21 protein-coding genes are annotated in these 21084 nt (G+C 49.4%); 10 read left to right on the top strand and 11 right to left on the bottom strand.

Features of this window, described 5'->3' with window-relative positions; all coding sequences use genetic code 11:
* The first annotated feature begins 11 nt into the window (after window positions 1-11).
* Window positions 12-398, top strand: a complete 387-nt coding sequence (locus CLV82_RS06400) for a 2TM domain-containing protein (protein ID WP_133643506.1) — start codon at window positions 12-14, stop codon at window positions 396-398.
* A gap of 14 nt (window positions 399-412) precedes the next feature.
* Window positions 413-898, top strand: coding sequence for a dihydrofolate reductase (locus CLV82_RS06395; protein ID WP_133644472.1), 486 nt, complete (start codon window positions 413-415; stop codon window positions 896-898).
* A 5-nt stretch (window positions 899-903) separates the two neighbouring features.
* On the opposite strand, the gene murI is transcribed toward CLV82_RS06395, so the two are convergent.
* The 8 genes from murI to CLV82_RS06355 form a co-directional block, all read right to left on the bottom strand.
* Entirely contained in the window at window positions 904-1692 is a 789-nt protein-coding gene (murI, locus tag CLV82_RS06390) for a glutamate racemase (RefSeq protein WP_133643505.1), read from the bottom strand.
* A gap of 75 nt (window positions 1693-1767) precedes the next feature.
* Window positions 1768-2277: an OmpH family outer membrane protein gene (locus CLV82_RS06385; RefSeq protein ID WP_133643504.1), complete on the bottom strand. Its 510-nt coding sequence runs from the start codon at window positions 2275-2277 to the stop codon at window positions 1768-1770.
* Window positions 2278-2316: 39 nt separating this feature from the next.
* Window positions 2317-3153, bottom strand: a complete 837-nt coding sequence (locus tag CLV82_RS06380) for an OmpH family outer membrane protein (RefSeq protein WP_133643503.1) — start codon at window positions 3151-3153, stop codon at window positions 2317-2319.
* Between the two features lie 84 nt (window positions 3154-3237).
* Window positions 3238-5859 carry a BamA/OMP85 family outer membrane protein gene (locus CLV82_RS06375; protein WP_133643502.1) on the bottom strand — a complete coding sequence of 874 codons (2622 nt, stop codon included), beginning with the start codon at window positions 5857-5859 and terminating at the stop codon, window positions 3238-3240.
* 4 nt (window positions 5860-5863) lie between these two features.
* Window positions 5864-6604 carry an isoprenyl transferase gene (locus CLV82_RS06370; protein ID WP_133643501.1) on the bottom strand — a complete coding sequence of 247 codons (741 nt, stop codon included), beginning with the start codon at window positions 6602-6604 and terminating at the stop codon, window positions 5864-5866.
* Between the two features lie 9 nt (window positions 6605-6613).
* Complete coding sequence (gene porG, locus CLV82_RS06365) at window positions 6614-7300, bottom strand: type IX secretion system protein PorG (protein WP_133643500.1); 687 nt, start codon at window positions 7298-7300, stop codon at window positions 6614-6616.
* Window positions 7301-7414: 114 nt separating this feature from the next.
* The gene (locus tag CLV82_RS06360; protein ID WP_133643499.1) at window positions 7415-8296 is read right to left on the bottom strand and encodes an NAD kinase; all 882 of its coding nucleotides are present in this window, start codon (window positions 8294-8296) and stop codon (window positions 7415-7417) included.
* Between the two features lie 6 nt (window positions 8297-8302).
* Window positions 8303-8962: a CBS domain-containing protein gene (locus CLV82_RS06355; protein WP_317128273.1), complete on the bottom strand. Its 660-nt coding sequence runs from the start codon at window positions 8960-8962 to the stop codon at window positions 8303-8305.
* A gap of 90 nt (window positions 8963-9052) precedes the next feature.
* On the opposite strand from CLV82_RS06355, the gene CLV82_RS06350 reads away from it, so the two are divergent.
* The 6 genes from CLV82_RS06350 to clpX all read left to right on the top strand — a co-directional run bounded on the left by CLV82_RS06350 (window position 9053) and on the right by clpX (window position 14663).
* Window positions 9053-9766, top strand: coding sequence for a pyridoxine 5'-phosphate synthase (locus CLV82_RS06350; protein WP_133643498.1), 714 nt, complete (start codon window positions 9053-9055; stop codon window positions 9764-9766).
* The gene (locus tag CLV82_RS06345) at window positions 9763-10542 is read left to right on the top strand and encodes an alpha/beta fold hydrolase (RefSeq protein WP_133643497.1); all 780 of its coding nucleotides are present in this window, start codon (window positions 9763-9765) and stop codon (window positions 10540-10542) included. Before CLV82_RS06350 ends, CLV82_RS06345 begins: the two co-directional genes overlap by 4 nt.
* A 64-nt stretch (window positions 10543-10606) precedes the next feature.
* Window positions 10607-10948 carry a phage holin family protein gene (locus CLV82_RS06340; RefSeq protein ID WP_133643496.1) on the top strand — a complete coding sequence of 114 codons (342 nt, stop codon included), beginning with the start codon at window positions 10607-10609 and terminating at the stop codon, window positions 10946-10948.
* Window positions 10949-11151: 203 nt separating this feature from the next.
* Window positions 11152-12474: a trigger factor gene (gene tig / locus CLV82_RS06335; protein WP_133643495.1), complete on the top strand. Its 1323-nt coding sequence runs from the start codon at window positions 11152-11154 to the stop codon at window positions 12472-12474.
* 173 nt (window positions 12475-12647) lie between these two features.
* Complete coding sequence (gene clpP / locus CLV82_RS06330) at window positions 12648-13328, top strand: ATP-dependent Clp endopeptidase proteolytic subunit ClpP (protein ID WP_133643494.1); 681 nt, start codon at window positions 12648-12650, stop codon at window positions 13326-13328.
* Between the two features lie 99 nt (window positions 13329-13427).
* Window positions 13428-14663, top strand: a complete 1236-nt coding sequence (gene clpX, locus CLV82_RS06325; protein WP_133643493.1) for an ATP-dependent Clp protease ATP-binding subunit ClpX — start codon at window positions 13428-13430, stop codon at window positions 14661-14663.
* Here clpX and CLV82_RS06320 read toward each other — a convergent pair.
* Both CLV82_RS06320 and CLV82_RS06315 read right to left on the bottom strand, forming a co-directional pair.
* Entirely contained in the window at window positions 14660-15181 is a 522-nt protein-coding gene (locus CLV82_RS06320) for a dienelactone hydrolase family protein (protein ID WP_243744160.1), read from the bottom strand. The two genes, clpX and CLV82_RS06320, sit on opposite strands and share 4 nt — an antisense overlap.
* 104 nt (window positions 15182-15285) lie before the next feature.
* Complete coding sequence (locus CLV82_RS06315) at window positions 15286-16800, bottom strand: GH3 auxin-responsive promoter family protein (protein WP_133643491.1); 1515 nt, start codon at window positions 16798-16800, stop codon at window positions 15286-15288.
* A gap of 76 nt (window positions 16801-16876) precedes the next feature.
* On the opposite strand from CLV82_RS06315, the gene CLV82_RS06310 reads away from it, so the two are divergent.
* Together CLV82_RS06310 and CLV82_RS06305 are read left to right on the top strand one after the other, a co-directional pair.
* A complete protein-coding gene (locus CLV82_RS06310; RefSeq protein ID WP_133643490.1) occupies window positions 16877-17671 on the top strand; it encodes a DUF2797 domain-containing protein in 795 nt (264 codons plus the stop codon).
* A 9-nt stretch (window positions 17672-17680) separates the two neighbouring features.
* Window positions 17681-18379 carry a TVP38/TMEM64 family protein gene (locus tag CLV82_RS06305; protein ID WP_133643489.1) on the top strand — a complete coding sequence of 233 codons (699 nt, stop codon included), beginning with the start codon at window positions 17681-17683 and terminating at the stop codon, window positions 18377-18379.
* Here CLV82_RS06305 and CLV82_RS06300 read toward each other — a convergent pair.
* Window positions 18370-21066 (bottom strand): AsmA-like C-terminal region-containing protein, encoded by a 2697-nt coding sequence (locus CLV82_RS06300; RefSeq protein WP_133643488.1) that lies wholly within the window; start codon window positions 21064-21066, stop codon window positions 18370-18372. The two genes, CLV82_RS06305 and CLV82_RS06300, sit on opposite strands and share 10 nt — an antisense overlap.
* Between the last annotated feature and the right edge of the window lie 18 nt (window positions 21067-21084).

The following is a 21084-nucleotide window of genomic DNA, read 5'->3' as shown; positions in this document are numbered from 1 at the left end:
TAGGGATAAGCATGTTCAACAAAAATAAAAAGGAAACAGAAATCGCCCACGAACAACACGAGCAGCTGGAATATGCCCATCACCGGATCCGGCAGAAGAAACGGTTGTACCGTCATTTTGTGCTCTTCCTCATCGGAAGCGTCTTCCTGGTACTGATCAACAAGATCCTGAAGTACGGGGAAGAATATGACTGGTTCATCTGGGCGATCACCTTCTGGGCCTTCCTGTTCATCGTGCACCTGATCAACGTATTTGTCACGGATAAGTTCATGGGCAGGGACTGGGAACGAAAGCAGCGGGAGATCCTGGTGCGGAAACAGCGGGAGAAGCTCGCCCGCATGCAGAAAGAGATAGAAACCGATTTTCCCGAATCACAAATCAATAAAAGAACAGAATAGTGGGTGTATACACAATGATCGCCGCAGTGGCGGACAACAATGCAATAGGCAAGGATAACGATCTGCTCTGGCGGCTTCCGGACGACTTTAAGCGTTTTAAAGCCCTCACCACCGGGCACAAGATCATCATGGGCAGGAAGACCTTTGAGAGCTTCCCCAAGCCGCTTCCCAACCGTTTCCACATCGTGATCACCCGGGACAGGGAGTACAAGATAGAGCACCCGGAATGCCAGGTGGTACATTCCCTGGAAGAGGCCCTCGAAGTTACCGCCTCTGAGCCCGTAACCTATATTATAGGCGGAGGGGAGATCTACAAGATGGGGATGCCCTATGCAGACAGCCTGGAGATCACAAGGGTACACGGGGAGTTTGAGGCGGATGCCTTCTTCCCGGAGATCGACCCGGAAGACTGGACGCTGCAGGCCGAGGTGTTTCACCCGGCAGATGACCGGCACGATTATTCTTTTACCTACAGGACCTTTACCAGGAAACGGTCATAAAAAGATCAGAAATCACGGTGTTCGACAATGATATCCCCGGTGACATCCCTTAACAGGGAGCGCAACACCTCTGTGCCGGTATTGCTGTAGAATTCCGGTTTCCCCGGCTGCCCTGTTGTGGCAAGCATATTATTCTTCTCAAGGATATTCCGCGTCTGCCTTGCCACGGCTTCCCCACAATCGATGATACGGACGCCTTCGGGCAATAACTCCTTCAGCACGGGGACCAGGTAGGGATAATGGGTGCAGCCCAGTACCAGGTAATCTATGCGGGCGGCTATCATCGGCGACAGGTATTTTTTCAATAACTCCCGGGTTTCCGCGGAATTTTCTTTCCCGGCTTCTATCAAGGGCACCAGCCCTTTTCCTTCCTGTTCCATGATAGTTATACCGTTGCCATGCAGCCTGGAGGTATTATGGAAGAGGGCGCTGCTGAGCGTCCCCTTGGTGGCCAGCACCCCAACCTTTTTAGTATTTGATTGCAGGGCAGCGGGTTTAATGGCAGGTTCTATCCCGATAAAAGGCAGGTCATAATGGGCCCTTAAGTGGTCTATAGCATTCGTGGTGGCGGTATTACAGGCCACTACGATCATTTTACAGCCCATACCCAACAAGAATTCGGTATTCTTGACGCTGAGCGCCAGGATCTCTTCCGGGCTGCGTTCCCCGTAGGGAGCATTTTTGCTGTCTGCAAGGTAGATAGTGTGTTCTGAAGGAAGTAAAGCATGGATCTCCTTCCAAATGGAGGTCCCCCCTATCCCGGAGTCAAATATTCCTATCGGCCTGTTGTCCATGTATTGCTTGTGTACTTTGTAAAAATAAAAAAACCGCCATGATTGGCGGTTTAATTTTTTAACGGATGGGGTTCCTTAGAATCCCAGTTCTTTCTTTACGTCAGGAAGAAGGTCTTTTCCTTTGGCAACGATAACTCCGAGTCCCGGGCTGGCGTCGATCACGTAGTCATACCCTTGGGCCGCTGCAACTCTTTCAATAGCTGCCTTGGCTTTCTTGGAGATAGGCTCAAAGAGCTCTGCCTGCTTTTTCTGCAGTTCCTGCTGGGCAGCTTGCTGAGCTTCGCCGATATTCTTTTCAAATCCCTGCAGCTCCTGTGCTCTCTTCTGGTTCTCTTCTTCTGATTTAGCCGCTGCTTCGTTCTGGTACTGGGTGAATTTATTCTTCAACTCGGTCATGGAAGATTCGATATCTGCCCTGTACGTTTCCTGAAGCTTCTTAAGCTCTCCTTGTGCCGCCTTCATTTCTGGCATAGATGACAACAGTTCGTTGACATTGATATGCGCAACCTTGCTCTGGGCATTTACAAAACCTGTAGCGGCTACAAAAAACAATAAAACGGCTGCTACTTTCATTACGTGTTTCATGATTTCTAGTTTACTTTTTGAGTGTTAATTTTAAGATATTTAATTTGGGTCTTTAGTTGTTGTACTGTCTGTTTCCACGTTATTCCTCTGGGCTTCCCGTGCTTTTAACCTGGCTTCCCTTTCTTCCAGTAATTTCTTTCTTCGTTCTTCGTAGGCTTTCTTACGTTCCTCCCGGATCCGCTGTTGTTCGGCCCTTCTTTCTTCTACTGTCTTCGCTCTTGCCTCTGCTGCCTGTTCTGCACGTTCCTGTCTTTCCTGCAGGGCTTCACTTATTTCTTCCTCTTCCTCATCCTCTGCTTCCAGGTCGGCTATCCTTTTCGGATCTATTTTCTTCTCTTTGGGTTTGCTGACCTTCCGGGTGCGGGCAATTCCGCGAAGCACCAAATCACTGATATCGTGCCTTTTTTCGGAGTACAACATTACAACATCCGCAGATTTATCAAAAATAAAATCATACTTTTTATTGGCCCCGATCTGCTGTACTTCATTGAAAACCTGGTCCTGTATCGGCTGTATCAGCAACCGTTTCTGGAGCACCAGGTCTCCCTGTGGTCCAAAGCGGTCCTGCTGGTAATCCAGCAGTTCCTTTTCCAGGATCTGAATCTCTTCTTCCCGCTCTGCGATCAGCTCCTCCGTCAACAGCACTTTTTCGGCCATCAGGTCTTTCTTCATCTGCTCTACCACGTTGCGCTGCTCCTCGATCTCCAGTTTCCATTTCTGGACCTTTTTAGCCAATTGCTCATTGGCTTCACGATACTCTTCAACATTCTCAAGGATATACTCCATGTCTACATAGCCGATACGAACACCCCTCTGTGCCATCGCATAAAACGAGAGAAAAATCAGCAGGTATGTCAGAAGAACTTTATGTTTCATTTCTGAATTCTTTTAGTACATAGAAAATATCGTGCCAAAAATAGTATTTATTTATAAATGAGCCTGTTAGGTTTTCCAGGGCAATTAAAACTGCTGTCCTATGATAAAGTGGGTCTGCCACCCGCTGGGCCCTGATCCTGACGACTGTGGCCTGAGATCCTCATCAAACCCATACCCGAAATCAATACCCAGTAATCCAAAGGCAGGCATAAATATCCTTAACCCTACTCCGGCCGATCTTTTAATCAGGAACGGATTAAACTCCTGAAAATTGTTGAAGGAATTCCCGGCCTCTGTAAATACCAGCCCGTAAATAGAAGCCGATGGCTTCAGGGTAAGCGGGTAGCGCAGTTCCAAGGAGTACTTGTTGTACACTATACCTCCTTCCTGCTGCCCGGTAAGGGGATCCACAGGGGTAAGGGAGTTATTTTCATATCCACGCAGCTGAATGGTCTCACGGCCATCCAGGGTGAAGTTCCTTCCAAGCCCGTCTCCTCCAAGGAAGAATCGCTCAAATGGCACTTTCCCGACATCGCTGTTGTAGTTACCGAGGAAACCGAATTCCACGTTGGTCCGCAGCACCAGTTTATCCACCAGCCTGGTGTACCAGTCCCCGGCGAATTTAACCTTGTAGTATTCCAGCCAGTTGAATCGTTCCTGGTCTATGCTCTCCAATTCATTTCTTTCAGCTTCGTTCAGGGTAAGTCCCTGCTGCTGTCTTTCAAGCTGTAAAGCACTTAGTTCCTGGCTGCGATCCTTGAGGGCGGCAAAATCCTTGTCGCTGAACAGCGAATATGGCGGTGTGAACTTTGCACTGATCTCGAAATTGGACCCGGTGATCGGGTAGATACGGCCCGGACCGGCTGAACTCCTGGAGATACCAATGGTATAAGCCAGGGAATTGGATTTACCGTTACCAAAGTTAAAGAGCCCGGTACGGTAGTTCTGGAAATCGTATAACTGGTAGCCTACAGCATGAGATACTGTAAAGAAATCATCTGGCCATTGCACGCGTTTTGCAAGCCCCAGGGAGATCCCGGTAATAGAGAACTGCTGGTCTTTATTTACTTCTACCCGCCCGCTGTTGCTGAATGATGCCAGGAACTGCTGGGTACGGGATAAGGACATATTAAAACGGACCGGTTTCTTTCCACCAAGCCATGGCTCGGAAAAATTCAGGCTGTACACCCTGAAAGTACGGCTGGCCTGCAGTCGAAGGGCAAAGGTCTGTCCGTCCCCCATTGGGACCGGCTTATAGGCCTCCCCGTTGAACAGGTTCTGGATAGAGAAGTTGCTGAAAGACAGTCCGAGTGTCCCGATAAAACCTCCTCCACCGTAACCACCCTGCAGCTCGATCTGGCTGGAGCCAGATTCCACAAGGCTGTACTTCAGGTCTACGGTCCCGGAGTTAGGATCGGCGTTCTGGATATCCGGCTTGATCTGTTCGGCGTCGAAGAAACCGAGTTGCCCCAGTTCCCGTACAGAACGAATAATATTGTCTTTACTGTATTTCTGCCCGGGACGGGTCCTCAGTTCCCTGAAGATCACGTGGTCATTCGTTTTGTCGTTCCCCACCACGGTCACATGGTTAAGGAAGGTTTCCTTTCCTTCGATAATACGGATCTCAAAATCGATGGTATCATTGGCGGCAGAAACCTCGACCGGGTTGATCTGTGAGAACAGGTAACCGTTGTTCTGGTACAGGTTGGTCAGGTCTTCCCCATCAGGTTTGGAATCATCCGCAATACGTTTGCGCAGCAGCACCCCGTTATAGGTGGCCCCTTTCTTGATCCCCAGGACCTGGCTCAGCTGCCGGTCTGTGTAGACCGTATTCCCGACGAAGTCGATATCCCCGAAATAGTACTTATCTCCTTCTTCTACTGTGATCTTTACATCGATCAGGTTTTCGTTTACCTTGATCGTGGTATCGGACAATACCCGGGCATCCCGGTAACCGTTCTCGGCATATTTGTCGATCAGGGAGGTCAGGTCTTCTTCGAAATCGTCCCCGATGAACTTGGATTTCTTCCAGAAACGACCAAATTGCTTTTCCTTGGTGTTTTTAAGCGCTTTGCGAAGCCTTTTGTCAGACAGCTCTTCGTTGCCTTCGATGATGATATCGCGGATCTTCACTTTCTCACCCTTGTCTACATTGATGAGCATGCGTTCCGTATTGGTATCTACGGTGTCCTTGGCCGTGATGATATTAACCTTGGTGTTCAGGTAACCCTGCTTGCGGTACTTGTTCTGCAGATAATTCTTGGTATTAGCGATAAGACTCTTAGTGATCTTCTTACCTTTCTTGAGATCGGTATCCTTGATGATCTCGTCTGTCTTTCGTTGTTTGATCCCGTTGATGGTCACGGCAGAGAGCGTTGGCCGTTCCTCGATCTGCAGCTCCAGGAACACCTGGTCTCCCTGTACGTCCGTAATATAGAACGAGATGTCCGAGAAAAGTTCCAGACCCCATAACTTCTTGATCACCTCGCTGATCTTATCACCCGGAAGGGTGATGGGCTCCCCTACCCTTAAACCGGTATAGGTCTTTACGGTCTGCTCGTTATAGCTCTGCAGGCCGGTTACTTCCAGCCCACCAAGAATATATTGCTTACCGTCCTCATAGGAAGTCTCCTGGGAGTATGTTAAGGTCGTAATTAGAAGGAGTAATAGGGTAATGAAGTGTTCAAGAGATATGTACTTAGTCATACCGCTAGATGAGTTGTTCGCTTGTTTTTCCAAATCTTCGTTCTCTGTTCTGGTAATTTATAATTGCCGCTACCAAATGTTGCTCATCAAAATCGGGCCAAAATACATCAATAAAATATAACTCGGCGTAGGCAATCTGCCACAGTAAAAAATTGCTGATCCGGTGCTCTCCGCTGGTACGAATAAGCAGGTCTACGTCTGGTAAATTGTGCGTGTAAAGATGAGTATTTATAATTGTTTCATCAATGTTTTCGGGCGAAATTATATTATTTTTAACTTTGGTACTTATTTGCTGAACCGCCTGTTTTATTTCCTCCCGCGCTCCGTAGCTGAGGGCGAGGGTAAGGGTCATGGCATCGTTCCCCGAGGTCTTTTCCATAACCTCCTCCAGCTCTCTCCGGGCTTTTTTGGGAAGGGCATCCATATTGCCTATGGCATTCAACCTTATATTATTCTTATGCAGGGTTTTAAGCTCTTTCCTGAGTGAAGCCACCAGCAGTTTCATCAGGGTGTCCACTTCAATTTTCGGGCGATTCCAGTTTTCCGTGGAGAAGGCGTAAAGGGTAAGGTACTCTATCCCGATCTTGGCGCAATTCTCCACCGTTCTCCTTACAGCGTTCACCCCGTTCTCGTGACCAAAAATACGCATCTTGCCCTGCTGTTTTGCCCACCTGCCGTTACCATCCATAATGATGGCCAGGTGCCTGGGTAAACGTTCTCGGGAGATGTCTTCTATCTTATTCATGCCTATATGCTACTCAAAACAGTCCTGGCAGGGTTTCCTGCCAAAGGTATAAGTTACAGTAATTCCGGAAAAGACGTACCAATCGTCGCTAAATATATTCCCGAACCTAAACTGTTCAAAATTAGATCCTTCCGGGTTGCTGCCGTCCAGGTTATCTGTAAAAGTATACCTGGCGCCAATCTCTGCCCCGATGATGATAAACTGGTTCAACCTGCTCTTGGCCCCAACCGTCATCGGGATAGCAAAAGCCCCGTCTTTCTGATTGATATCCCGGAACTGCCCGGTATCAAAATAGTGATACCCGTAGCGGAAATAGGTGACCCCTGTATATAAATAGGGGGTAAATGCCGGCCCCAGCTTATGCAGGTTGTATTCCACGAAGTTAACTTCGAGCCCTGCGGAGGCTTCCAGCACGTTATTTTCTACCACGTATCCCCGTTGCTGCCGGGCAAACTGGTCAGACTTGGCATCATCCATGGTGAATGAACCATGGATAAGGCTTGCCCTCCAGGCGTAGCGCTTACTTTTATTCCATTTAAAGATTCCGCCAAAGGCAGGCCCGTTAGGCGAAATAAAAGTGGTTCGCCCCACGTCCCCTATAGCGTTGGCCCCGCCACCAAAGAGCCCAACCTCGTAGGTCTGTGCGCTCGCGGCCGAAATTGCCATCATCCATAAGAGAACTGTGAGTTTCTTCATCAAATGTCAAAAGGGTGCAAATATAATTATTTCAGGCAAGGGTGCAACCGGCATCTGGTCATCCCACCTGTTTGCTTAACAGTGATTAGCCTTATTTATTGTTTTGAAAAGCACTCAATTACGGCGGTCCTGGCCCCAGAGCAGCTTATTGCGGAGGGTCTTCAGGAAGCTCTCGGAAGTATACTCGATCATGCGGATCGAAAAATCAGCCCTCCTGATAGTGATCTCTCTCCCGTTCTCTATGGTAGCGATACGGGAATCCAGGGAGAGCAGGTGCTGGTCTTCCCGGCCGGAGACTTTCAGCCGGATAACTGTATGATCTGCGATCACCAGTGGCCTGGCATTAAGGTTGTGTGGAGCAATGGGGGTAATTACCAGCGACTTGGCCCAGGGAGTGATCACCGGCCCGCCACAGCTCAGGCTGTAGCCTGTTGATCCCGTAGGCGTGGCAATGATCAGGCCGTCTGCCCAGTAAGAGGTCAGGTATTCATCATTCAGGTAGGTCTCTACCGTGATCATGGAGGTGGTATCCTTCCTGCTGACGGTAATCTCGTTCAGGGCAAAATTAAAGCCATCAAATTCCGGGATCTCCTCATCGGAGAGCACTTCCACCAGGCTGCGTTCTTCAATGGTAAAGGCCCCGGCAACGAATTCCTGCACCACCTTCCGGACGTCTTCCTTCTTAAAGGTAGAGAGGAAACCCAGCCTGCCGGTGTTGACTCCTACGATGGGGATGCCCAGGTCCCTGACATAGGTAATGGCGCGGAGGATGGTCCCGTCCCCACCAAAACTCACGAACATATCAAAGTCCGGATCAAGCCCCCTGGAAGCATTAAAGGTGGATAGTGGCGGAAGGCTGTCTCCGTGTTTCAGGAGTTTGTAAAAATCTTCCTCGATACACACCTCTGCCTTGTGCTGGCGGAGTTCATCCAGGATCTCCTGTACATATAAAAGGGTATTATTCTGGTCGGCCTGGCCGTATATGGCAATTTTCATGGGGAATCAGACATTTAGGTATTTATCCAGGTAGTCCGATCGTTGTTTCAGGTCTTCCAGGAACTGGTCGTCCATATTGCCAAATAGTATAGTGTAATTATAGCGACGGAAAGACTGCAGCACCTCGTTGATATTCCCGGAGCTGATCTTTATGGTAGTCTGCACGATGTCATTCTGGTAATCTGAAATAAATGCACCGATAAGTTTGGCATTGTTACTTTCCACGATCTGGGCAATCTCACTGAAGGAATGATCCTTTGCCCCGGTGGCAACCACCAGCAGTGCGCCCGGTTCATTAAAGAAAGGGGTCTCTACCAGGAAATCGAGTACTTCCCCGAGATCGTAATACCCTATTACCGAAGCCTCCTGGTCCAGGACCGGCATCAGGTTCGCCTGGTTGTCGGCGAAGAGTTTAAGAATATCCAGCCAGGAAGCATCCTGGGGCACGTAAAAGGTTTCCAGGCTGTTCCGGTGGTCGGCCAGCTGGCCCTTTTCCCCGATGGTCCGGAAATCCTCTTCGGACAAGACGCCGAGGAACTTCCGATCCTCTACTACAGCGACATGCGAGTACCCAGAACCCCTGAAAAATTTCACCACGTCCTGTAAGGGAGCGCCAATGTCAAAGACATCGAGATGGTCTGATATGTGTTCTTGTATCTTCATCATGGTCTGTTCTATTGCAAAATAACAATTTTAAAGGTCAAAAGGTGTGCCTAATTTGTATTTTTGTTCGGCGAATCGCTTAAGTGTAAGGAAATGACGAAATTAAGTGTAAACATTAACAAAATTGCCACTTTGCGCAATGCAAGAGGCGGGAATGTGCCCGATGTAATACAGGCCGCGAAAGACCTGGAACGGTTCGGCGCACAGGGAATCACCATACACCCCAGGCCCGATGAACGACACATCCGTTACCAGGATGCGCGCGACCTGAAACCGGTTGTAAAGACCGAACTGAATATAGAGGGTAACCCCATTGATAAATTTACCAACCTGGTCCTGGAAGTTATCCCTGCCCAGGTGACCCTGGTCCCGGATGGCCCGGATGCCATCACCTCCAATGCCGGCTGGGATACGGTAAAGCACAGGGATTACCTGAAAGACGTGATCGCTACTTTTAAAGCGAAAGGCATCCGCACCTCTATCTTTGTCGATCCCGATCCAGAAATGGTTGCGGGCGCAGCGGAGACCGGGACAGACCGGGTGGAACTCTATACAGAATCCTATGCGGTGGCCTACGCCAAAGGCGATAAGGATGCCGTCCTCCCCTTCGCCGAGGCAGCCAGGATCGCCCATGAACACGGACTTGGCGTGAATGCAGGGCACGACCTCAGCCTGGACAACCTCGCCTATTTTAAACAACATGTACCCCACCTGCTGGAAGTATCCATAGGGCATGCGCTGATCAGCGAAGCGCTGTACCTGGGGCTGGAAAAGGTGGTAAACATGTATTTAGAACGTCTTAAATGAAACAACTGTTACACTCACAAATACTCGGGGAAGGCAGCCCGCTTTTAATCCTGCACGGTTTCCTGGGCATGTCTGATAACTGGAAGACCCTCGGGAATAAATATTCCCGGAAAGGAATGCAGGTCCACCTGATCGACCAGCGGAACCACGGCAAGAGTTTCTGGTCAGACACCTTTAATTATGAGGTCATGGCCGACGACCTGGACCATTATATGCAGGAGCACGGCATAGGGAACGCCATCGTGATGGGGCACTCTATGGGCGGGAAGACCGCCATGCAGTTTGCCTGCACCCGGCCGGAGAATGTAAGCAAACTTATCGTGGCCGACATCGCCCCGAAATTCTACCCGCCTCACCACCAGGAGATCCTGGAGGCACTGAAAAGCCTGCCCCTGGACGAATTTGAATCGAGGACGGATGCAGATGAATACCTGTCTGAACGGATCAAGGACTGGGGTACCCGGCAGTTCCTGCTGAAGAACCTGAGCTGGGAAAAGGACGGCAGCCTGGGCTTTAAATGCAACCTGGAGGTGCTGGACGAGAAGTACGAGGAGATCGGGGAAGCCATCGGCACAGGATTTACCTACGATGGCCCTACCCTCTTCCTGAGAGGAGACCGGTCAGAATATATTTCACCGGCAGACAGCGACGACATCCGGAAACACTTTCCCAAAGCTACTGTGGCAACCATAGATAATGCGGGGCATTGGCTGCATGCTGAAAACCCTAAGCAGTACTTTGACGTCTCCATGAATTTTATCGGGAAGGATCAGTAATCCTTCTGACAGGACATGGAAAGCAGCGGTTTTTTAGCTACTTTTAGTTACTTAAACCAACGTTATGAAACTCATTTTAAGATTACTGTTAAACGCCCTGGCCGTTATTATCCTGGCCAATATATTACCGGGCGTAGGGGTGGAATCTTTCTGGACTGCGATCTGGGTAGCTATCGTACTCAGCCTGCTGAACCTGATCGTTAAACCTATACTGGTGGTACTGACTCTCCCGGTGACCATTCTCACCCTCGGGTTGTTCCTGCTGATCATCAATGCCCTTATCATCCTCCTGGCAGATTACCTGGTTCCCGGGTTCGCTGTAAACGGTATTTGGTGGGCCTTGTTATTCAGCCTTTTATTATCCCTCTTACAATCCATACTGCATGGTCTTTTAAAGGAGGATTAGCACAGCTGTAGTTATTTCAATCTCACGTACTTAAAACTTGCTGCGCTCTTTAAAAAATACTATTTTTGCATCCCCTTTTACAGATCCCTCATAGAAAGATCTGTCGGGAAAGGCGCCCGGAAGGGCTGAATTTGATAAGAACCAGCTGCCGAAAGCAGCGGGGAACCTAATGAAAGTGGATCTCAGATAAATTAAAAGAATAGATGAACATTACGAAAGAGCAGATAGACGAGTTGAATGCCATTGTGAAAGTCGCTATCACCAAAGAAGATTACCAGGACCGTGTTGAAAACATCCTGAAAGATTATCGCAAACAGGCGAATATTCCAGGCTTCCGCAAAGGACAGGTTCCCATGGGATTGATCAAGAAACAGTACGGGAAAGCCGTATTGGTTGATGAAGTCAACAAACTATTACAGGACAACCTGAACAAGTACCTGACCGAAGAAAAACTGGATGTACTTGGGAACCCCCTTCCCAAGCAACAGGATAATTTTAACTGGGACAGTGAGGAATTCGCTTTTGAGTTTGAACTGGGCCTTGCCCCTGAATTCGAAGTGGAGTTAAAGACCAAGAAGCCGGTAACTCACTACAAGATCGTTGCCGACCAGAAGATGATCGACGAGCAGGTAGAACGTATCCGTAAGCAGTACGGGAAACTTATCAGCAAGGAAGAAGTAGGGAAAGAAGATGAAGTTCGCGGTACTTTCAGGAATGAAGAAGCCGAGATAGACAACAACGCTACCCTGGAACTGAAAAAGATCAGTGACAAGAAAGCGATCAGTGCGCTGACCGGGAAGAAGGTCGGGGATACTGTAACCCTTTCTACCAAAGGACTTTTCAAAGAAGATTACCTGTTGGCCGGAGCCCTCGGACTTTCTAATGATAAAGTAGAGAACCTGGATGTAAAGGTTGACTTCACTATCGAAGAGATCAACGAAAGGCAACCTGCGGAACTGAACCAGGAGTTGTTCGACAAACTTTTTGGCGAAGGGAAAGTAAGCAGCCAGAAAGAACTGGAAGAGCGCATCAAGGAAGATTCTGAGAAGCAGTTTGAACAGCAGGCTGACCAGAAACTGCTTAACGATGTCACTGAAAGACTGATCGAAACCACTGAATTTGACCTGCCGGCCGAATTCCTGAAGAAGTGGATACAGACCACCGGGGAGAAAGAGCTAAGCATAGAGCAGGCCCAGGAGGAATACGAAAAGTCTGAAAAAGGTCTTCGTTACCAGCTGATCGAAGGTAAGATCCTGAAAGATCACAACATCGAACTGCAGTTCGAGGAGCTGAAGGATTTCACCAAAGGATTTATCAAGGACCAGATGGCACAGTACGGGCAGATGAACCCTGAAGAGGAAGAACTGGACCGTATCGCGGCCCGTGTTCTCTCTAACCAGGACGAGGCAAAACGCCTGTCTGAGCAGCTGATGAGTGAAAAACTCCTCGCCCTCTACAAAGAGAAAGCGAACCTGAAGACAAAAGAGGTTAATTACGAGGATTTCGTTAAGGAAGTCTACGGTTAATCTACAGCGTAATCACAGGAACTGCCGCACTTATAACGAGTTGCGGCAGTCTTGCTTATAGCGGTTTCAAATTTGCAGAGGTCAGCTAGGAATACCACTAAATTCCCTATCTTTACAAGGCCGGAAGCACCATTTCTGGCACCTTTTTTTTGATTAAAGACAGACAATACACTATGGATTTCACAAAAGAATTTAAGGATTTCGCCATCAAGGACCAGGGAATCAACAGCATGTACTATGACAAAATGATCAGCAGCATGTACCCTGTAAATATGACTCCCAACATCATCGAGGAAAGGCAGTTGAATGCCATCGCGATGGACGTTTTCTCGCGGCTGATGATGGACAGGATCATTTTCCTGGGAACGGGGATCAGTGACCAGGTTGCGAATATCGTACAGGCGCAATTACTGTTTTTAGCCAGTGCAGATTCTTCTAAGGATATCCAGATATATATCAACTCGCCCGGGGGAAGTGTCTATGCCGGGTTAGGGATCTATGACACCATGCAGTTCATCAAGCCCGATGTGGCAACGATCTGTACAGGGATGGCCGCCTCTATGGCCGCCGTACTGTTATGTGCAGGGGAGAAAGGAAAACGCAGCGGTTTAAAACACTCCAGGGTGATGATCCACCAGCCGATGTCCGGCGCACAGGGACAGGCCAGTGATATCGAGATCGCAGCCAAGGAAGTGCTGAAGATCAAAGACGAGTTATACCATATCATAGCCAAGCATACCGGCCAGAAATTTGATAAGGTTCATGACGACAGTGATCGTGATTACTGGATGGGAGCCGAGGAAGCTCTGAATTACGGAATGATCGATGAGATCCTGGAAAGAGAAAAGAGCTAATATAAAGCATTAAAGTCCTGGTTTACAGGCGTTAAATTGAAGAGGAAATGAACCAAAACGAGGAAAATCCCGTTATGGTTCTGAAAGTGAGCAGAAATTATGGCTAAGGAAAATTTAGAATGTTCCTTTTGCGGTAGGAAAAAACCGGAAACAAACTTACTCATTGCAGGTCTGGATGCGCACATCTGTGACCGATGCATAGAGCAGGCACACGGTATCGTGGCCGAAGAATCCAGGCAGTCCAAGACGGACGACCTGTCTTCTGAACTGGTCCTGAAGAAGCCTAAGGAGATCAACGAATTCCTGGACAGCTTCGTGATCGGGCAGGAACGCACCAAGAAGGTACTTTCCGTAGCGGTGTACAACCACTACAAGCGATTATTACAGCCGAGTTCCAAAGAAGACCAGGTAGAGATACAGAAGAGTAATATCGTGATGGTAGGGCATACCGGTACAGGGAAGACCCTGATGGCAAAGACCATCGCCAAGATGCTGAATGTACCCCTGGCCATCGTGGATGCCACTGTACTGACCGAAGCCGGTTATGTAGGGGAAGATGTGGAAAGCATCCTGACCCGGCTCTTACAGGCTGCGGATTACAACCTTGAAAAGGCAGAACGGGGTATTGTGTTTATCGACGAGATCGACAAGATCGCGCGGAAAAGCGACAACCCTTCCATTACCCGGGACGTATCCGGGGAAGGTGTGCAGCAGGGATTACTGAAATTACTGGAAGGAACCACGGTTAACGTTCCGCCGAAAGGAGGACGGAAACACCCGGACCAGAAATTTATCGAAGTGAATACCGAGAACATCCTCTTTATTGCAGGGGGTGCTTTTGACGGGATAGAGCGCATCATTACCAAGCGCCTGAACATGCAGGCCATTGGCTACAGTGCTGCCAAAAAAGGAGAAGAGCTGGACGAAGGTAACGTACTGCAGTACATCACTCCTAAAGATCTGAAAGAATTTGGCCTGATCCCGGAGATCATCGGCCGACTGCCGGTACTGACGCATATGAACCCGCTGGATGAGAAGACCCTGAGGGCCATCCTGACCGAACCCAAGAATGCCATCATCAAACAATACCAGAAATTGTTCGATATGGATGGGATCAAGTTCACCATCACGGACCAGGCACTGGATTACATTGTGGAGAAGGCAATAGAATACAAGCTAGGGGCGCGAGGATTGCGTTCCCTATGTGAAGCTGTCTTTACCGATGCCATGTTTGAGCTGCCAAGCAGCGACGAGACCACCTTCCACGTGACCAAACCGTACGCCGAGAAAAAACTGACGCACGATACGGTCAAGCAGTTAAAAGCAGTATCCTAAAGTTTCTGATACTGCCTGTTCAGTAATGAATCCAACAGGTCCTTACAAATCTTCTGAATGATCTTTTCGTCAGAATAAAGCTGGTGCCCAAACCCGGGGATTACCTCGGTGGGTACCGCCAGCCTGGCGATCCATTCATCAGAGGGCCTCAGGTAGTGATCATTAGCACCGTATACCAGTTTTACCGGGCAATCGGGCATATCTGTCTGCGCACTGAGATCCAACGGGGATACAGCGGTCAATGATTTCATCGGCAATCCCATCCTGCCGGCTTTCCACGCAATGTTACCACCGGCGCAGAAGGTGAGGTAGTGCGAAGACACATCCTCTTTCTTCAGCAGGTGGGCAACCGCCGTGTCTATGCCGCCTTCCATGAAAGCTGCTTCTATATTTTCAAGGGTTTTAATAGGAACATCTATGTTTGCCAGTTGCTGGCTGTCATAGTATACAATGTCATAATATTGCTGCAGGTATCCCAGGTAGGATGTGATCCACAGTCCACTTTTCGATCCGAGCATGTCGGATAATATAACGAGTCTTTCTGCCATAATTAAATAAAATTTGGAACTTTGGGGGTCAAGTTAGTACCACAAGTTAGGACATATGTGTCCCTTCGACATATTTATTGGTTCATCTGAAGCAATTCATCGACATATACCCGGTCATTAGACAATCGTGGTATCTTGTGTTGACCTCCCAGCTTGCCTTTAGACTTCAGCCAGTCGTAGAAAAGGTTCGGCCTGGCAATGTGGATCTTAGGCCGGTTCAGGGTCATATTATTATAGCGCTTGGCCTCGTAATCAGAGTTCAGGGATTTCAGAGCATTGTCCAGGACCTCGGTAAAATACTCGATCTCTTCCGGGGCTTTCCGGAATTCGATCAGCCACTCGTGGGCTCCTTTTTCTTTCCCGGACATAAAAATCGGGGCCACGGTATAATCCGCGATCTCTGCCCCCGTTTTCTGGCAGATGGTCTTCAGGGCTTCCTCTGTATTCTCTATGATCAGTTCTTCCCCGAAGACATTAATATGGTGTTTGGTCCTGCCGGTGATCCGGATGCGGTAGGGGTCTGTAGATGTAAAGCGGACCGTATCCCCTATTTTGTAGCGCCATAATCCTGCATTGGTAGTGATGAGGATGGCGTAATTCTTCCCGACCTCAACTTCCCAGAGAGGCAGTGCACGCTGTTGCAGGGTTCCGTAGGTATCCATGGGGATGAATTCGTAGAAGATTCCATAGTCGAGCATCAGCAGCAGGTCGTCCGCGTTATTCCGGTCCTGGATCGCAAAGAAACCTTCTGAAGCGTTATAGATCTCGTAATACCGGAACTTCTTCCTGGGCAACAGTTTATGGTACTGGTCCCGGTAGGGAGTAAAGCTGACGCCCCCGTGGAAATACACTTCCAGGTTCTCCCAGACCTCGAAGAGGTGGTTCTTGCCGGTCTCCTCGAGCACCCTGTTCAGGAGTACCAGCATCCAGGAAGGCACCCCTGCCAGGCTGGTAACATTTTCCTGTATACTTTCACTGATGATGGCCTGCATCTTGGATTCCCATTCGCTCATCAGGGACACCTTGCTGCTGGGCGTACTGCTCATCTCTGCCCAGAAGGGCATATTATCTATAAGGATGGCACTAAGGTCACCGAAAAAGGTACCGTTGTCTTCGTACAGTTCTTTACTACCCCCCAGCCGGAGACTCTTGCCGGTGAACAATTGGGAGTTCTCGTTATTATTAAGGTAGAGGCACAGCAGGTCTTTGCCCGATTTGTAATGGCAGTCCTCCAGGGCTTCTGTACTTACCGGGATAAACTTGCTTTTTGCATTGGTGGTACCACTGCTTTTGGCAAACCATTTGATCCCCGTCGGCCAGAACACATTGTGTTCTCCCCGGCGGCTGCGCTCTATCATGGGCTCGGCCTCTTCGTAAGAGAGGATAGGAAGGCGTTCTGAGAATTGGCGGTAATTGGTAATGGTGTCAAAGCCGTATTTCTTTCCCACCTCGGTATCCCTGGCATAGTCTATCAGCTGCTGTAACACCTCCTGCTGTACCTCGGCCGGGTACTTCAGGAAAAGTTCTATCTGGTGATAGCGCTTTTTTAAGAGCCAAGACGCAATAGAATTGAACAACGGGATGGTCATTTTTTTCGGTATTTTAGCAGCTGTCGTTGCGGCATAAAAGTAGTATTTTCCAACTGATTTAAACAATAAAACACGAATGCAATACGAAGGGGTCTTACGCAAGATGCAGACAGAAATAGGCAACCCAATCCAGTATTTCCTGGTTTTCGAGGACAGTTTTATCCACATGAACCAAATACTGGACAAGGAGCTGGAGATCAGTTTCATCAAATACCAGTGCCTGAATTGCGGGGAAGACCGGCCCATTTACCGGCAAGGCTGCTGCAGGTATTGCTTCTTTGAGATCCCGTCTGCCGGGGACTGGATCATGAAACCGGAACTGAGCACAGCCCACCTGGACCAGGAAGACCGTGACCTGGAATACGAAAAGAAGGTACAGCTGCAACCCCACGTGGTGTACCTGGCCAATTCGAGCAACGTAAAGGTCGGGGTAACCCGTAAGAGCCAGGTCCCCACGCGGTGGATAGACCAGGGAGCCCACGAGGCCATCATTATGGTAGAGGTGCCCAACCGGTACCTGGCCGGGATCACCGAGGTGGCGCTGAAGGATCATGTCTCTGATAAAACGAACTGGAGGCGGATGCTCACCAACACCCTGGAAGACCTGGATCTGTCTGAGTGGCGCGAGCGGCTGAAACCCTATATCCCGGAAGAGGTTGCCGATTACTATATGAGCGATGCCGAGGAGCTGGAGCTACACTTCCCGGTATTGCAGTACCCCAGCAAGGTAAAGTCCCTGAACCTGGAAAAGAGCCCCCAATACAAGGGAACTTTAAAAGGGATCAAAGGACAATACCTGCTATTTGATGACAATACCGTATTTAATATCCGCGGTAGTGAAGGCTATTATGTAGGCCTGAATTTTCAATAACCGAATTATATGTCCCAAGAAAAGTCCAAAAAAAGTAAGATCCCTTTCTATGCTTCGCTGGGGATCATCATTTCCCTCTTCGTCCTTTATTTCCTGGTACCCTCTGTACGGGAATTCCTGACCCATGCCTGGGATGTACTGACGAGTGAAGACGAAGCGAGGATCAAGGAATGGATCTCCGGCTTCGGTTACCTGGGGCCTTTGGTCCTGGTGCTGGCCATGGTCTTGCAGATGTTCCTCATCATTATACCCACTGTATTACTGATGGTTGTATCGGTACTAGCCTACGGCCCGGTCTGGGGAAGCCTGATCATCTTTGTCGCGGTGGCCTGTGCCTCCAGTGTCGGGTATTTTATCGGGCGTTTCCTCGGGGAAGGTAAAGTGGGAAAACTGATTGGCGGCAAGACCGAACGGAAGATCAGTAAATTCATAGAAGATTATGGTTTCTGGGCCGTAGTGATCACCCGGCTGAACCCTTTCCTGTCTAATGATGCGATCAGTTTCGTGGCCGGGATTCTGCGCATGGGATACCTGAGGTTCATGGGGGCTACCCTGCTCGGGATCGCCCCGCTTACGATCTTCCTGGCTATCATAGGACAAAGCACCCAGACCCTGAAAACCGGGTTGCTCTGGGGCTCGCTGGTCAGCCTTGCAGGCTTTGCGGCCTACGTCTGGTGGGATAAGAAGCGTAAAAAGGATCAGGGCTGAACCGAATCTTTCTTCGTTTTTGTCGTATCCTTTTTCTTCTTGTTCAGTATGCCACCCAGGATATCCCTGGCTGCATCTTTTACCGGGTCTTTCTTTACCGCCTGGGAATCGCGTTTTACACTGTCCTGAGGTTTCTTACCGAGTACATTACCCAGCACCCCTTTCACAGCCTGGGCAGTAGAATCTTTCTTCGTAGCCGTACTGTCTTTCTTCCCGGTGATCAGGCCCCCGATCAGGTCTTTGGCCTTATCCGTTCCCTTACCGATCAGTTTCTGTTTCTCGATCTCCACCAGCCGTGCCGTGAGTTGTTTCACCCCGCCGGCCAAGTCTGTGGATACCTGGGGGTTGGCATAAGTACCTTTCATGGTAGCCACCACGGGGATGGTCAGGTTCTTTAACTGCTGGTCATCTATCCGTGCGATCAGGTTGTTCACCTCTTTCCCCAGGTATTTGGCAGGCACCTGTATGGTCGCGTTGTATTCCAGTTCCTTATTAAAAGTATGCTGCCCGGCAACATCGATGGCAATATCCTTATACTTCACGGTAAAAGGTTTTACACGTACAAGCCCGTTCTCAAAACTCAGGGCAGTCTTCAGGTCGCGCAGGTTCAGGCTATCCAGGTTCAGGAAATTCAGTTTACTGTCAAGCAGGGCCAGTAATTTTTCCTTTTCGGGATCAATACTGGTCTGCAGCAATTCGGCCAGCGCATTCCCGGTCAGGGTAGCCAGGTCCGGGGTCATCTCCTCGGTCAAGAGACCGTTGAGATTAAGTGTCGAGTTCAGTCTGCCCTGCAGTGCATTGGCCACCGGGGCCAGGGCACGCAGCAGTTCTACCTGCTTAAAGGTCTCGGCTATACTGAAATCGGCTATCCCTAATTGCATATCGAAAACGGGGCGGGCCTCCTTGGTGGATACATTCCCGCTAAGGTTCAACCGGCCTCCCAGCAGGGAAGAGGTCAGTCCGGAGAGGGTAGCCTTCTGGTCGCGGATAGCCAGTTCCCCGCTCATGTTCTTCAGGTTCAGGTTATCGTAGATCACCGTATTGGCCCTGGCCTGCAGGCTCACATCCAGGAATGATGGAATTTTCAGGGCAGCGGTCTTAGGCTTTTCCCCTTCCCCACCTGAAATCGTGGTTTCTGCGGTCATAAAATCGCCCAGATCAAAGGTATCGGAGTTCAGGGTGAACTGCCCGCGTATGGGCTGGTCATTGAACATGAAACCAAGCAGGTTGCGCAGGGAGCCCTGGACAGCAAAGTCGGTATTCCCTGTCTTCCCTTCCATTTTTTTAAGGCTGACCACCGTGGGGGTGAAATTCATTTCCATGCTACTGATGGCTACCGGGTTTTTCAGCTCGGCGGAGCTGTACTCAAAATTGCGCAGGCTGGCGGTACCACTGGTCTTGGTATTCTGGTACTGTTTCTTCTCGATGGAAGCCATATCAAAAGCGGTACTCACATCGGCCCGCAGCAAACCTTTCAGGTCTTTGGCCGCAGGGAGGGGATATGCCTTGCTGATGTTAGCCAGGTTCATATTGGCGTCTATATCAGCTGTTACCCTGGTATTACCCAGCAACTCGGTGATGTTAGAGGTCATGGTGAAATAGTCCTGCCCTATCCGGAAGGAGGCTTTCTTTATATCCACGAAGGTATCTTCTGATATCCCGCTCGTATTCTTCACGGCTGCATCGATCACGATATCGCTGACCCCCATCGGCAGGTCCGGGTATTTAAAGGAAGCATTATCCGAATTGATCTGGATGTCAAACTGGGGGATGTAGGTATCATCCACCTTTCCGGCTATGGTACCCTCTACCATGAAATCCCCGGAGGTGGTTACCTGGTCCAGGTTTTTAGCATATTCTTCGGGCATCACGCCCAGGAAATTCTTAAAGTCCGAGGACGGGGTTTTGAACTTCAGGTCAACCTGGTTGTACTCTTCAAAGAGCTGTACATAACCTTCAAATACCAGCGGCAACTGGTTGACCATGGCCTGGTTCTCCAGGAAGGTATATTTGTCCTTTTCCAGGTCTATGCCTATCAGCGCCTCCAGCTGCAGTTTACTGCGATCAAGGTAGTTCACACTGTCCATCTCGAAGGAGAGCAGGGCATTGGTATTGGTCTGCAGCTTTGACTCCACCAGAGAGAGGTCCCCGCTTCCTGTATGTGCTATCTCGTCCAGACGCATCCGGATGCCTGAAGAGCGGTCCAGGTATGTGACCGTAGCATTATCGATGGAATATCCCTGCAGCTCGAAGGTAAAATCAGCAGCAGGTTCATCGCTCTCCTTGGTGATATCGTAATTGGCATTTTCATCCTCATCGAGTACAATGTACAGTCGCGCCCCGTCTACCGACATCTTGCGGACCGAATAAGCTTCACCCGCACCTTTGAACAGTTCGCCCAGCCCCATTGTCATAGAGGCTTCGGAAGCGTAGAAAAGGGTATCACCTTTAAAAGGCTCGGTGGTATTGATGATCCGCATTCCTTTAAGGCTGAGTTCGGCATTGGGGAAACTGCTGATCAGGCTCAGGTCTGCATCGTCAAAATCAAAATCGGCATTGATACTGCTGTTCACGTTGTTGCGCACCAGCGTCCCGATCTTGCTTTCCAGGAAGATGGGAATGGCAACCAGTATACCGATGATCACCAGCAGGGTGATCCCAACGATCTTAAGAATCTTTTTCTTCATAGTACAATATTTTTGCCC

It is taken from the genome of Zeaxanthinibacter enoshimensis, assembly GCF_004362865.1.
Lineage (GTDB): Bacteria > Bacteroidota > Bacteroidia > Flavobacteriales > Flavobacteriaceae > Zeaxanthinibacter > Zeaxanthinibacter enoshimensis.
The sequence above is the reverse complement of the archived record's forward strand: the minus strand, read 5'-3'. Positions and strand labels throughout refer to the sequence as shown.